General features: G+C 39.5%; 11 protein-coding genes and 1 riboswitch. Of the genes, 4 read left to right on the forward strand and 7 right to left on the reverse strand.

Translation table 11 applies throughout. The annotated features are described in order from the left end of the window. Nucleotides 1-28: 28 nt before the first annotated feature. Nucleotides 29-1,222: an HD-GYP domain-containing protein gene (locus tag I6F66_RS01190; protein WP_007581678.1), complete on the forward strand. Its 1,194-nt coding sequence runs from the start codon at nucleotides 29-31 to the stop codon at nucleotides 1,220-1,222. Nucleotides 1,223-1,275: 53 nt separating this feature from the next. Here I6F66_RS01190 and I6F66_RS01195 read toward each other — a convergent pair whose 3' ends face one another. The 6 genes from I6F66_RS01195 to I6F66_RS01220 all read right to left on the reverse strand — a co-directional run bounded on the left by I6F66_RS01195 (nucleotide 1,276) and on the right by I6F66_RS01220 (nucleotide 6,714). Then, nucleotides 1,276-2,313, reverse strand: coding sequence for a general secretion pathway protein GspB (locus I6F66_RS01195; RefSeq protein ID WP_197208511.1), 1,038 nt, complete (start codon nucleotides 2,311-2,313; stop codon nucleotides 1,276-1,278). 11 nt (nucleotides 2,314-2,324) lie between these two features. Beyond that, on the reverse strand, nucleotides 2,325-3,242 hold the full coding sequence (locus I6F66_RS01200) for an ExeA family protein (RefSeq protein WP_024592309.1): 918 nt from the start codon (nucleotides 3,240-3,242) through the stop codon (nucleotides 2,325-2,327). A gap of 165 nt (nucleotides 3,243-3,407) precedes the next feature. Further along, a complete protein-coding gene (locus I6F66_RS01205) occupies nucleotides 3,408-3,926 on the reverse strand; it encodes a DUF1566 domain-containing protein (protein ID WP_121954209.1) in 519 nt (172 codons plus the stop codon). A 9-nt stretch (nucleotides 3,927-3,935) separates the two neighbouring features. Next, nucleotides 3,936-5,585, reverse strand: coding sequence for a DUF1566 domain-containing protein (locus I6F66_RS01210; RefSeq protein WP_197118678.1), 1,650 nt, complete (start codon nucleotides 5,583-5,585; stop codon nucleotides 3,936-3,938). A gap of 69 nt (nucleotides 5,586-5,654) precedes the next feature. Continuing rightward, the gene (locus I6F66_RS01215; protein ID WP_007581673.1) at nucleotides 5,655-5,987 is read right to left on the reverse strand and encodes a hypothetical protein; all 333 of its coding nucleotides are present in this window, start codon (nucleotides 5,985-5,987) and stop codon (nucleotides 5,655-5,657) included. A 22-nt stretch (nucleotides 5,988-6,009) separates the two neighbouring features. Then, nucleotides 6,010-6,714, reverse strand: a complete 705-nt coding sequence (locus I6F66_RS01220) for a DUF2982 domain-containing protein (protein ID WP_165740792.1) — start codon at nucleotides 6,712-6,714, stop codon at nucleotides 6,010-6,012. Between the two features lie 246 nt (nucleotides 6,715-6,960). Here I6F66_RS01220 and I6F66_RS01225 point away from each other — a divergent pair, with 246 nt between their 5' ends. The 3 genes from I6F66_RS01225 (at nucleotide 6,961) to msrA (ending at nucleotide 11,737) form a co-directional block, all read left to right on the forward strand. Beyond that, the gene (locus I6F66_RS01225) at nucleotides 6,961-8,013 is read left to right on the forward strand and encodes an efflux RND transporter periplasmic adaptor subunit (protein WP_024590017.1); all 1,053 of its coding nucleotides are present in this window, start codon (nucleotides 6,961-6,963) and stop codon (nucleotides 8,011-8,013) included. Between the two features lie 3 nt (nucleotides 8,014-8,016). Next, nucleotides 8,017-11,115, forward strand: coding sequence for an efflux RND transporter permease subunit (locus I6F66_RS01230; RefSeq protein WP_010553194.1), 3,099 nt, complete (start codon nucleotides 8,017-8,019; stop codon nucleotides 11,113-11,115). An 85-nt stretch (nucleotides 11,116-11,200) separates the two neighbouring features. Then, on the forward strand, nucleotides 11,201-11,737 hold the full coding sequence (gene msrA / locus I6F66_RS01235; RefSeq protein WP_197139986.1) for a peptide-methionine (S)-S-oxide reductase MsrA: 537 nt from the start codon (nucleotides 11,201-11,203) through the stop codon (nucleotides 11,735-11,737). A 90-nt stretch (nucleotides 11,738-11,827) separates the two neighbouring features. On the opposite strand, the gene I6F66_RS01240 is transcribed toward msrA, so the two are convergent. Then, nucleotides 11,828-13,654: a TonB-dependent receptor gene (locus I6F66_RS01240; RefSeq protein WP_197110884.1), complete on the reverse strand. Its 1,827-nt coding sequence runs from the start codon at nucleotides 13,652-13,654 to the stop codon at nucleotides 11,828-11,830. Nucleotides 13,655-13,690: 36 nt separating this feature from the next. Beyond that, a riboswitch (cobalamin riboswitch) is annotated at nucleotides 13,691-13,875 on the reverse strand. Between the last annotated feature and the right edge of the window lie 10 nt (nucleotides 13,876-13,885).

Consider the following 13,885-nt stretch of genomic DNA (forward strand, 5'->3'; position numbering starts at 1 on the left):
TGAAAGATTAATAATAGAAGTAATAAATTTGAAAATAATTCCTGTTGGTCAGTTACTGCCTGGTATGTTTGTGCAAAGCGTTACTAGACAAACTGGCAGTATTAAAATTAAAAATCAAGGCTGGGTTAAAACTCAGGCTGGTATTAATAACCTAATAAAAGCAGGTATTTTAGAAGTAGAAATCGACCCTGATAAAACCCTCATTGAATCAGTCCCTGAAAAAGCTCCTATTGCTGTACCTGCAACAAAAATAAAGCGTGACCCTTGGCAAAAAACACACAGTGCCGAACAAGAAATGGGAAAGGCAAAAAAACTGTATGACGAAGCTAAAACACTGCAAATAAAAGCATTTAAAGATATTAAAGCAGGCCGCGATATAGATATTGCACCATTCAAAGAGCTGGCAAGTGGCTTTATGGACTCTGTTTTTAGAAACCAAGATGCCCTAGCCTGCCTTACCCAAATGCGCCAAAAAGATGCTTACCTACTTGAGCACTCTATTAATGTATCGATATTAATGGGGATTTTCGCTAAACATTTAGGTATAGAAAAAAACATTATTGTTGAACTGACTACCGGCGCACTTTTACACGACATTGGTAAGATAAAAATCCCTGATGAAATACTCAATAAGCCGGGCCGCTTTACCGATGATGAATTTAAAATAATGAAAATGCACTCGCTTTTCAGTAAAGAAATATTAGAAGAGTCTGGCTTAACGGGTATCGCGGTTGATATTGCAGGTATGCATCATGAAAGGCTTGATGGTAAAGGCTACCCGTTTGGTAAAAAGGGCGACGAAATAAGTCAGTACGTACGTATGGCATCAATTGTAGATGTGTATGATGCACTTACCGCAGAACGTGTTTACAAAGCAGGCATGGAGCCAATAAAAGCCTTTAAAATACTAAAAGACGGATGCCCAGATAGCTTCGATCCCGTGCTGCTTAATAAGTTTATTCAATGTATTGGTATTCATCCGGTAGGAACGCTCGTTAGATTATCGAGTCAAAAAGTGGGTTTAGTGACCGAGAGTAACCCCAGTACACCACTAAAGCCTATCGTTAAAACATTTTACAGCGCCAAACATAGTCGCTATACAGAGATAAAAGATATCGATTTATCTAATAAAAAAACCTTAGACACCCTTGAATCAGCGGTGAAACCTAAAGAATATAATATTGATTTAGAACGCTTTTATAAAAACTCAATATTACCCTAAGCAATATTGAGAGCTCAACATTCTACCGAGCTCTCAATATAATAGCTAAACGTTTACTGCGGCCAGTCTTGCAAAGCCTTTAAGCTAAACTCATAACCATCAAAATCAAGTACACTTTGCTCAGGTGTAATCTCTCTTACAGTTAAAGCGCCTATGCTCTCTCCTTCATGTAACTCTCGGCCATTTAGCTTGATCCAACGTTTGTCAGCACTCGATGAATAAATATGCGCTTGATATTTAATACTAGGCAACATTGATTGCAAATCATCTGGTAGTAATTCTACAGGCTCAACACGTGATGACGTTTTTGATGCATGGGTAACTTCATAATCCTGATTTTTTTCGACGTCTTGTATAGCTTGCGCAAACGCATTTTTAAGTGTTGTAGGCACCTCATCAAGCTCAGGATCGCTCATCTGTTGAGATTGGTTGTTACCATTAATTGGCTTACCTAGTACTTTATATTTACTCATATCTAGTTGAGCTGATGCTGTATTTTGACTTTGCCCAAATACCGAAGCGTTCTGTGTATTATTTGGATTGTAATTATTTTGTGGATTAAATACTGGCTGATTATAATTTTGAACTGGCATTACTTGTTGCACGTTCTGCTGATTATAACCCATTGCGCTCGTGACCGGACTCGATGGCATAGGAATATATTGCCCATTAGGCGTTAATAACATTTGCTGTACACCATTAGGTGTTTGCACATGTACAAGTTGCCCTTCAATCGTTGCAGTATTATTTGGAGCTATTTTAGCGGGTTCTAACTTAGCTATTTGCTGCTTTTCAACTGCGGCATCTACTTCTTTAACTTGTTCTTTAGGTGACGATTTTTCGCTTTCAACCACCTTAATTACAGCGGGTTCCGATGTGTTTAATAAAGTAGTACCTTGAAACCACTTACCAGTAGTAAACCCACCAGCTACAGCAATAAAAGCAGCTAAGCTTGTACCAAATACTAACGCTAATCGTCTATAACGCTTTAGTGCTTGCTGTTGCTTTAACTGCTCTGATTGTAAGTCGTATTGCTCAGCACTCATATCTGATTGCTGCGACTGCTTTAGCGCATCTAATAAATAAGACATAACTTACCTAACTATAAAATAAATGAAAGCCCAATGCCTACGGCAAATAAAGCAACGAATGCAAGGCTATATGGTACAAATGACGTTGCTTTGTTGGCCTCATTAACTGGCGCTACAAAATCCATGGGTAATGACTCATGTGCTGATTTTTTTATTATATCGCTATCAACTATCAACTGCTGCTTTGCAAAAGTGCCTACCAAAGCTCGCTCACATACCAAGTTCATTAATCGTGGCACACCACCAGTTAATTGATGAACAGCTTGCATGGCATCCATCGAAAAAATTCCTTTATCACATCCTGCAACATGTAACCGATGCTTTATGTAAGCAACTGTTTGGCCTTGCGTAAGTGGTAATAAATGGTAACGAGCTGTTATTCTCTGGGCGAGTTGCCTTAATTCATTGCGCTTTAAAAGCTCTTGTAGCTCAGGTTGACCAACCAATACTATTTGTAATAATTTTTTATGATCGGTTTCTATATTTGTCAGCAAGCGTAATTGTTCAAGCACATTAGGGGCAAGTAACTGCGCTTCATCAATTATAAGTATGGTGTGCCCACCCGATTTATTATTGGTCTCTAAGTGCTTTTTTATAATATCGGTAAGACTTTTAAGCGTCGCATTATTAGCATCGTAACTAATGTTGAGCTCATCACAAATACTAGCCAATAACTCCAGCTCTGATAGTGCTGGGTTATGGATCATCGCTACTTGCGTGTTTTCAGGTAACTGCTCTAACATACTGCGGGTAATTGTAGTTTTACCAGTACCCACTTCGCCTGTTAATAATACAAAACCACCGTCTTCACCTAATCCGTAGGTAAGGTGTGCTAAGGCTTCTTTATGTCGTTCACTTAAAAATAAGTAATGAGGGTTGGGCGAAATTGAAAAAGGTTTTTCATTCAGGCCAAAATAGCTTAAATACACCGTGATGTTCCTTCGTAATTAAATCACGGCCTATAATGGCAAAAAAACGCACTAAGTGACAACGTTGTAAGCGCTTTATTATTGAAATAACGTAAATTTATGTAAAACAAAAAAATGCAGCGGTTTTAAGGCTGCACTTTCATCTGTCTAATCTTAATATGTAATTTACTCTTCGTAGCGAACTAACCGTAAATACACATTACTAGTTTTGGCATGCAAGCTATTCAACCCACTATCAAATTGATAAACCCATGCAGAGCTCATCGTGCTCACACCCGATGTATTTGACCAATAGTTTTGAAGCTTAGTACCAAAAAACACCTCTTCATTAATGCTCGGCTCGGTGCAACTGTGCTCTAAAATACTCGCCAACTCTTTAATGTTAGGCATTTGCCAATCATCGTAATCTGCGGTTGTATCATTTTTAGCACCGCGTAGTGCCTCTTGCCAAGTAAGAGAAGGTGTAGAGCCTTCGCAAAGTTTTGTATCTGTATTATAAATTTGCCCATAACTACAGCGTTGCCACATAAGACCTGTTTCGGTATCAGACACTGTGCCATCTGTATTTATAGTAAATCTATCTGTCGGCGTTGTGGTATCTGCACCGTCGTAGCACGTTTGCGCCGCTGCAATATTAAAGCTCAAGCTTATAGTTGCTAGTGCATAGAGTAATTTAAATCTCATTATTTTCTCCTAACGGCTTCTAACTAAACGAACATACGCGGTATTTTCTTTTGGATAAGCAAGATCGTTACCATCACTCATATCAATAATGTACGCTTGCGATAAACTTGTACCATCGGCTGCGGTTTGTGAAGTCCAATAACGTAAGTGGCTTAATGCACTTTCACTTGGCATATTGGGGAAAAACACCTCATCAATTAATATGCTTTGCCCTTGCTTACCATAATCAATTAAACCTAAAAGCTCTGTATAAGTAGGTAACCGCCAATTTGTACCACCACAAAAATCTAAGTTATTCACTTCGTTTATATAGCTTTGCACGCCGCAACTGGTATCATCCGGACAAGTTGAATTGGCTGTACTGGTATCGGTAAAAGTAGTGTTGCCTAAATCCCAAAAGTAATGATTTTGCCCCTCACGCAAGCTTGTATTTGGCAATACTCCTGAGGATTCACTTTTTACTTCCCATACAAGTCCAGTAACATTATCGCGTATACAGGTAAAGTCACTACTATTATCACCAACTTCATCCGCAAACTGATTAAGTTTAGTGTAATCAAACGCTAAATTACCTTTACCAACCTTATCTAAGCGGTTTGCATAGCTATCGCGTCCAAGTTCAGCATCTTGCGCTGGAAAGTCATCGCTTTCACAGTTAATGCGTTGGGTGTTGTTATAGCACTCACCAACACCACTATCGTTTATAAGCCCAAGCGCTTTTGGTGATACATCAACAAATAAAGAATCTGTATCGGTGCGTCCTTTTGAGTCGGTTACCGTTACTTCAAAGCTCAACGTGGATTCAGTATCTACATCAGAGGCAAAAAATGTCGTTGTACATTGGTCGCTATTACTTAATGTTTCGCTATTACCGGTAAGTTGTTGCCACTTACACTGATAGGTATCGGTGACAGTTTCGCTATTCGTTGCATCAAGCGTTACTTCTTCAAACTCTTCGACATTTTGATCAGCGCCTGCATTTGCATCCACTAGTTCATTTGTTTTATTAAGCGTCATTGAATATTGAGTACTCGCCTCACCGCCTTCATCATCAGTGACTGTTAGCTGCCAAGACAAATTTACGTTACTTTCTAGTAAAGGATGAGAAAAGCTAAGAGTTGACTCATTAAAGCTAGCAATATCTAAGTCAGGACCTGATAGCAGTTGCCACAAATAACTATCAATTTGGCCATTATCATCAGGATCGCTCGACTCAAGGGCGCTCAAAGTCACTGTATCTTTGTATACAGAAGGAAGTGTTTCAGGAGATGTTTGGGTAACAACAGCAAGAGGGAGTTGATTATTAGAGCTCACTGAAATAGAAATGTCGTCACTAACAGCGCTACTACCCGTGCTTTGATAGCTCACTCTTAAGATTATTTCACTATCAGTTTTTACGTCAGGGGCTGTCAATGTTTGCTCAGCGCCTTCAAGCGGAAAACCTTCTAAGCTTGGGCCGCTAACTTGTTGCCATGAAAACGTACCATCAGCGGGGGAACCTTGTGCTGTGATGGTAAATTCAGTTTTTTCGATAATTTGTAAATCGGTTCCAGCATTAACAGATGTTTCTACAACTGTATTATCGCTATCACCGCCACCTCCTCCACACGCACTCAGCAAACCGCAAGAAATGAGGGGGATTAAAGCAAACGCTTTCATACGCAGCACCTTATTATGTCAAATAATTACTATAGTGTAATTACTAGCAATAAAGATGCCATTAAAGTACTACATATATGTATCTTGATGAATGCGTACAAACAACTTCGTACCGATTTTACTGTAATCTACTTTGTATTCACGCCCATCTAAAGCTTGAATAAATAGTAATTGTTTTTCTTCGCCAAATACATCAGGGCTTCCAACATAGACTATTTCTAAATAGCGATCTTTTGCATCACGGCGGTTTTTAGGTAACTCTTCTTTAAATGGCTCTAAGCCATGTTGAGTCACTTTAATTTTAGGATGAATTTCAGAGTTTACAATCACTAAATCATGCTTTTTATCTTTATGTATTATGGTGTTTCGACCACTTTTTAAAAAGGCTCTCTCTTGACTCATTTTTCTTTCCTACAGTCGCAGCTTAATTATTAATTTGCGACGCTATAAACTGACTAGGCTCGCGCTTCCACTTATTTAAGTTAGCACTAAATGCCCAGATATCTCTATCTAACACACTGGCTGGTAATAATAAATCGTAACCGATTAACAGTTGAAGGTGCTTAGTCCTGTTAGCAAACATAGCTATAAGACCAGTATAGCTTATCCCTTTATGGGATGTGTAATGTGTATCTTCTATTAGCCATTCTGATGGGCAATTGCCATTTTTGCAATGTTTTTGAACAACTTGCATAAACAAATTACGCTGCTCTATTAATAATTTCCCTGCAATTCGAGGCGCTATGCTTGTTAAAAAGTCATCTATGTCGTTTACCTTTATACCAACCGCATTTAATTCTAAGTAATCAAAGCCATCTTCTACTTTGGGTATACCACTGTGATGAAAGTTACTATGAGGCATACACCAAGCTCCGTATTTATGGCAATAAACGAGCTCAGACTCATTTAATATAAGGCTATGATATGGTTCTTGAGTTTTTAAATATCCAATAAAAATAGCGGCAATACACAAGCTCACTAAAAATATTTCAAGTATGCTAATCTCACCCGGCCTCAGTAAATTAAACAACATAATAAAAACTAAACCAATTGCACCTGCAACAAGCACTTCAATTGCGTTTCGCGCACCTTGTGCCCGAAACTTAATGACATTGTTAGGTTTATCCATATTGGTAAAACACCATATAAAAAACAAACATAATAACAGCCCAAATTATGACCTTTCTTGTTGTTATACATAAGTTACAGGTGGTTTTAAATTTCATACATTACCGCTTTTTCCTCAACAAAATAGGAACAATGAATAAATCTTATTTACTTTTACGCTTAACGCACAAATTTATGAGACACATAACCGTCTTTTCCCGGTCTTATTTCGTACAATACTTACAATTCATTTTCAGGTATGAAATCAATGTACTCAAGACAATCAGGTAAAGCACTTTTTCCATTTATTATTACGTTACTTCTAATATTTAGCGTTTATTTATATCTACCCGCTAGCCACGGCGAACAGGCCGATTTATCACAAATGTCTACTCAAGTAACAGCTCATACTGTTACTTCTCAGGAAAACGCAGTGATGATAGAAGCGATCGGTAGCGCGCGTGCAAACCAAGCAATCTATATAAAAAGTGCGCAAAACGATTATGTCACAGATATATATTTTAAAGACGGCGACTTAGTCAGTAAAGGACAAAAGTTAGTACAGTTACAGAGCCAACAAGAACAGCTTGCCGTTAAAGAGCTTGGCATTAACTTACGTGAAGAACAACGCCAGTTAGATCGCCTAACCGAACTTTCACGCTCGCAATCAACGGCAAAGTCGTTACTTGAAGAGCAGTTATCTCGTGTTGATGCAACAGAGGCCCAACTAGAAAGCGCTAAAACTAAATTAAACGAAATGACTATTAGTGCGCCCTTTTCAGGCCTGTTAGGTAAGCGTGAAATATCAATAGGTGCTTACGTAAGTAATACAACAATAATCACAACACTTGATGATATTAGTATTATTAAAGTTGACTTTAAAGTACCTGAAAAATATTTAGCACAATTAAATATGGGCATGAAAGTGCTTACGCAAAACGATGCCTACCCAGGACAGACATTTAACGGCAAGGTAACGCATATTAGCTCGCGTATTGATTCGGTTACTCGCAGTGTTGAAGTAACAGCAAGTTTTGCCAATAAATCAGGATTACTTCGCCCTGGTATGTTACTAAATACAGCACTTGAGCTAAGCAGCAACCAAGCTTTAATGGTGCCAGAAAAAGCGGTTATACCTTTGCAAGACAAACACTTTGTTTTTCAAATTCAAGATGGGATAGCTAATAAAATTGAAGTGCATGTTGCTAGCAGAAATAATGGCTGGGTTGCTATCGATGAGGGCCTAACTGATGGCGAGCAAATTGTTACTGAGGGGCTAATAAAAATTCGCTCTGGAAGTAAAGTAAGCGTAAAGGGGTAATACGTGAAAATTACAGATACTAGCGTCAAGCGCCCCGTTTTTGCCATTGTAATTAATTTACTGCTTCTTACTTTTGGACTGGTTGCGTTTACTATGCTGCCACTTCGTGAATACCCGGATATTGAAACGCCGATTGTAAATATCAGCACTGAATACACAGGTGCTTCTGCCGAAATTATAGAAACCAAAATAACGCAAATAATAGAAAATCGAATTTCAGGTATTGAAGGTATTAAAAGTATTAACTCATCGAGTCGTAATGGACGTTCAAACATTACCATTGAGTTTGATATTAACCGCGACATAGATGCAGCATCTAACGATGTACGCGAACGTGTAGCACGTGCACTTGATAGTTTGCCGGATCAGGTACGCCCGCCAGAAGTATCTAAATCAAATAGTGATGAAAGCCCAATCGCCTGGTTTGTATTAAACAGCGAAACAATGGACTCGTTACAGCTCTCTGATTACGCGCAGCGTTTTATTGTTGACCGCTTAGCCGTAGTAGATGGTGTATCTAACGTACGTATTGGTGGTGAGCGCCAATACGCCATGAAAATTTGGCTTAACCGCCAAGCAATGGCCGCACGGGGTATTACCTCAAGCGATATTGAAAATACACTGCGTACAGAAAACGTTGAGTTACCGGCTGGCGAAATAGAATCTATAGATCGTGACTTTACCGTGCGTACTGCCCGTAGTTATAAAGATCAGCGCGATTTTAAAAACCTGGTAATTAAGCGTGGTGATGAAGGTTACTTAGTACGTTTAGGTGAAGTTGCCGATGTACGTTTAGAAGCTGCCGATGACGAAAGCTTATTTCGTGGTAACGGGCGTAATATGATTGGCTTAGGTATTGTAAAACAAGCTAAAGCAAACACACTAACCGTAGTAGATAACGCACGCAGCGAACTTGAAAAAATCAAACGCAACCTACCTGAAGGCACTACAATTCAAGACAGCTACGATTCGTCTGTATTTATTAAAGAGTCTATTAATGAAGTTTACAGCACACTTGCCATCTCTATGGGTTTAGTCGTACTCGTTATATTTTTGTTTTTAGGCAATATACGAGCAACGCTTATCCCTGCGGTCACCGTACCGGTCGCACTTGTTGGTAGCTTTATGTTTTTGTTGGCAATGGGCTACTCAATTAACTTACTAACTTTACTTGCCTTAGTACTGGCCATTGGTTTAGTAGTAGATGATGCCATTGTAATGCTTGAAAATATTCACCGTCGTATTGAACTGGGTGAGCCGCCGTTACTAGCTGCATTTAGAGGCGCGCGTGAAGTAGGTTTTGCTATAGTAGCAACCACGCTTGTACTAATATCGGTGTTTGTGCCATTAGTATTTATGGATGGCCGTATAGGTGCATTATTTACTGAGTTTGCTATGGCGGTAAGTGCTGCCGTATTTTTCTCAAGTGTTACAGCACTAACTCTCGCACCAGCCTTGTGCTCTAAAGTACTTAAAGTATCAGACAAACCAAATAAATTTAGCCAATGGATGGACCGCCAGTTTACTAAAATTGAAGTAAGTTACCGTAATTCACTCTCCACCAACATAACCCGTAAATGGGGTTTAATGGTGAGCTTATTATTAGCTGGCTTTGTTAGTTACTCGTTGTTTTTACAAGTTCCCTCTGAGCTAACGCCAAAAGAAGATCGTGGTACGTTCTTTATTATGATGAGCGGCCCAGAAGGCGCAAGTTACGAAAATAACGCCGCTAATATGGCTAAAATTGAAGAGCGCTTAATGCCTTACTCGCAAGCCGGTGAGCTAAGTCGTGTACTTGTCCGAGTGCCTGGCTGGGGTGGCAGCGGCGGTGTTGCGATTGTGGGTATGGCCGATTGGGATAAACGCAAACGCTCAACGTGGGAAGTAATGGATGAAATAAGCGGTAAAATGCAAGAAGTTACCGATGTTCGTGCATTTGCCATTATGCGCCGTGGTATTGGTGGTGGTGGCTCATCTCGCCCAATTGAGTTTGTACTGCAAGGTAATGATTACGCTCAACTAGCCGATTGGCGTGACCGTATAATTAAGCGTGCTGAACAAAACCCAGGTTTAGTAAGAATCGATCATGATTATAAAGAAACCTTCCCGCAGTTTTTAGTCAGCATAGATAAAAACAAAGCTGCCGATTTAGGCGTTTCGGTATCTGATGTAGGCCGTACACTAGAAACAATGCTTGGCCAGCGCCGTGTTACGACCTTTATTGACCGCGGTGAAGAATACGATGTGATTTTAAAAGGAACAAAAGAAGATTTTACCAATCCTACTGATATTTCAAATATATACCTTAAATCACGAAGCGGTGAACTAGTTCCACTTGATAGCCTTATCAGCTTAAAAGAAGAAGCAACCGCGTCGCGCTTAAACCGTTACAACCGTATGCGCGCAATTACACTAAGCGCCAACTTAGCCGACGGTTATACCCTTGAACAAGCGCTTAACTTTTTAAACGAGGTAGCCGCGCAAGAAAACGATATAGATGGCGCAGTAGATTACAAAGGCGAGTCGCAGCTTTATTACGAAGGCGCATCAGCGATGACCTACGTATTTATACTTGCACTCACCGTTACCTTTTTAGTACTTGCTGCGCAGTTTGAAAGCTTTATGCACCCATTTGTCATTATGCTTACCGTACCGCTTGGTTTAATGGGCGCTATGTTTGGGCTTTGGGCTACAGGACTGACCTTAAATATTTACAGCCAAATAGGTATTGTTATGCTCATAGGCTTAAGTGCTAAAAATGGTATTTTGATTGTGGAATTTACTAACCAATTACGCGATAAAGGCGTTGAGTTTAGTGAAGCAATACTACAGGCAGCTACCCAGCGCCTTCGCCCAATAATAATGACCTCACTTACAACCGTTATGAGCTCTGTTCCTTTGGTTTTTGCTTCAGGCCCCGGCGCCGAAAGCCGTATGGTAATTGGTGTAGTTGTGTTTACAGGGGTTATTGTATCTACCCTGCTGACTCTTTTTGTTGTACCTGCTGCGTATTATGCTCTATCGAAAAATACACAATCACCTGAGTTTTTACAACAAAAGCTGAATAAACAAGCTGCTGAAAAGCCTTTCGAAGAGATCTAATCTCTTTATTGCGCCGTAACCTTGTTGTTGCGGCGCATACAATTTATGCTCGCCTTTAAACTCCATATACATTTTAGGAATACTTATGAGCTCAACAACGCAAGTAGCAACATTTGGTGGCGGCTGTTTTTGGTGTATAGATGCAGCATTTAGACGTGTAAATGGCGTATTAGATGTGAGTTCTGGCTATACCGGTGGCGAAACCGACACCCCAACCTATAATTCTGTATGCTCTGGCACAACCGGGCACGCTGAGGTTGTTAAAGTTGAATTTGACACCACTGTAGTTAGCTTTGAAACACTGCTAGCAATGTTTTTCACTTTGCATGATGCAACACAATTGAATCGTCAAGGTAACGATATAGGCACACAATATAGAAGCGTTGTTTACTATCACGATGAAGCCCAACTAAAGCAAACCAATGAAATGATAGCTCAACTGCAAAGCCATGTGAGTGAGCCCATTGTAACAGAAGTCAGCCCTGCCACTACGTATTATCCAGCAGAGCATTATCATCAAGATTACTATAACGAAAACCCACAGCAGGGTTACTGTAGTATTTTAATAGCACCTAAATTACATAAGTTTGAAACTGTGTTTAAAGAATTCTTAGCTGACTAGCTAATTTGAGCAGTTAAATTGATTAGTTAAACTTAGCTACACATTAAAAAGCCCGACGTAAGTCGGGCTTTTTAATATTAATAAATACCGTTAAAACTGGTAGCTTGCGCCTGCAAAAAAGCGACGCTCTGGCGTGTTGTAGTAATACACTTGACCCGTTGTAAAATCAGTATTTGAATCAACAGCGTTATACTCTTTATCAAATAAGTTTTCTACACGAAGCGAAACTTCAATATGCTCATTTACTTGATAATTACCCGCTAAGTTCCAAAGCGTGTATGATCCTAAACGCGTCACAGCACCTTGTCGGTCACTACGATATTGCATGTCTAAGCTTGCATCAAAAGCACCAAACTGTTTTGCAAGTTCCCAGTTAAAAGTACGTTTAGCAACATTACGTAACTCTGCGCCCGTTTCTTCGTCTTCTGCACTTAAATAAGCAAAGTTAAGGTTGCTATCAAAACCAAAAAACTGCTGAGATAAGCTAAATTCAACCCCTTCATAACGTGCTTCATCAATATTAGCTAATGCAAAGTTTGCATCGTAATCAATTTTATCTTCTATATCGTTTCTAAAAATTGCAACATCAACTTGCGCAATATCAAAGTCCACACTCAAACCTAACTCACGGTTTACTGATTTTTCAGGCTGTAAATCAGGGTTACCATAAAGTGGGAAATATAAATCGTTAAATGTAGGGGCTTTAAAGCCAGTACTTTGGCTTATACGAAATGTTGCATCTTCAGATAAATGATAACCCGCAGCTGCGGTATACGTTGTTTCGTCGCCAAATTGCTCGTCGTCATCTTGGCGAACAGTTAAATTAGCTAATACTTTATCTGCATCGTAGTAAGCACCTACAAACACAGCAAGTACATCTCGGCTGTCTTCAACAAATAGTTGCGAACTATGAGATACATCATCGTTGTACCAATTGATACCACCACTAATGTTAAGCTCATCAGATAATAGGTATTGGCCGTTATAATCAATTTGTGTGCGTTTAGTTATAAAAGTACTTGTTGTTGGTCCAACTGAAAAATCGACATATGTATTGTCTGAATCATCCGTTGCTAGCGCTAAATCAATACTGTGCGTTTGGTTAGTGTAGTTTTTACTCCAACCTGCAGAAAGCTGATAGTTTTTAAAATCATCTCGTTCAATCGTACTGTCGGCTGGGCTAAAGCGACTGTCGTAATCTGCAAATCCTTCACTGTATTGACCTAATAACTTAAAGTCGCCGTAGTGTGCATCAGTATAATTTACTTTAAAACCAAGGTTTTTATTTTCATAGCCATCTTCATCTGGTGCTACGCCTTGCAGTACATCAAAGTTATCTGTTTTTTCAAAGCCTGCATTAAATGCTGTTGTTATATCGCCTGATTTTACAGAGCCTGCCACTTGATAATTTTGGTAAGAATCAGAACCAAACGTAGCACTCACAGATAAGTTATCTGATTCACGCGTTATAATGTTAATTACGCCAGCAAGTGCATCAGAGCCGTAAACAGCCGCGCGAGAACCCTTAATAATTTCAATGCGTTCAATACTATTTAAAGGGACATTATTTAATGCTTTTTGACCAAGTGTTGCTGAGCCTGTACGTACACCGTCAATCAAAATTAGCGTATCGCCAGAGCCAGTACCACGAAGTGACACACCTGTATTTTGGCCAAAACCACCGTTTGGATTAACCTGAAAACCAACTCGCGTGCTTAATAAGGTTGGTAAATCGCGTACGTTGCTTGCTTCTATTTCTGCACGCTCAATAACATTTACACTTGCTAAAACGTCATTGATTGATTGCTCAAATTTATTAGCTGTAACGGTTATTTTTTCAATTGATTGCTCTGCGCCAGACACAGAAAATGAAAGCGCAGCAGAAATAGCAACGCCTAAAGTTGTTTTGTTTAACATGATGTCCCCTACCTTTGCCCACCGCAAAGATTTAAGTAAGTAAGATTGCATCAAGGCCGGTCTCCGGACTCAGTAAGCACATCAAAATATGCAATACTTTACCGTTGCGGGGGCAGTGTTGGGCTTGTAGTCATCATGAAAACGCACCAACTTCCCGATTATCCTGCTAAAAAAATCATTACATGAAGTGGCTAGCAAGCACCTTGAAAATATGTCGCTATTGTGAGTATT

The organism is Pseudoalteromonas sp. NZS100_1 (assembly GCF_015864285.1).
GTDB lineage: Bacteria > Pseudomonadota > Gammaproteobacteria > Enterobacterales > Alteromonadaceae > Pseudoalteromonas > Pseudoalteromonas arctica.

Coding starts and splice junctions, on each gene's coding strand:
- I6F66_RS01195 (WP_197208511.1), bottom strand. CDS start 2,313: ATGTCTTATTTATTAGATGCGCTAAAGCAGTCGCAGCAATCAGATATG.
- I6F66_RS01205 (WP_121954209.1), bottom strand. CDS start 3,926: ATGAGATTTAAATTACTCTATGCACTAGCAACTATAAGCTTGAGCTTT.
- I6F66_RS01210 (WP_197118678.1), bottom strand. CDS start 5,585: ATGAAAGCGTTTGCTTTAATCCCCCTCATTTCTTGCGGTTTGCTGAGT.
- I6F66_RS01215 (WP_007581673.1), bottom strand. CDS start 5,987: ATGAGTCAAGAGAGAGCCTTTTTAAAAAGTGGTCGAAACACCATAATA.
- I6F66_RS01220 (WP_165740792.1), bottom strand. CDS start 6,714: ATGGATAAACCTAACAATGTCATTAAGTTTCGGGCACAAGGTGCGCGA.
- I6F66_RS01225 (WP_024590017.1), top strand. CDS start 6,961: ATGTACTCAAGACAATCAGGTAAAGCACTTTTTCCATTTATTATTACG.
- msrA (WP_197139986.1), top strand. CDS start 11,201: ATGAGCTCAACAACGCAAGTAGCAACATTTGGTGGCGGCTGTTTTTGG.
- I6F66_RS01240 (WP_197110884.1), bottom strand. CDS start 13,654: ATGTTAAACAAAACAACTTTAGGCGTTGCTATTTCTGCTGCGCTTTCA.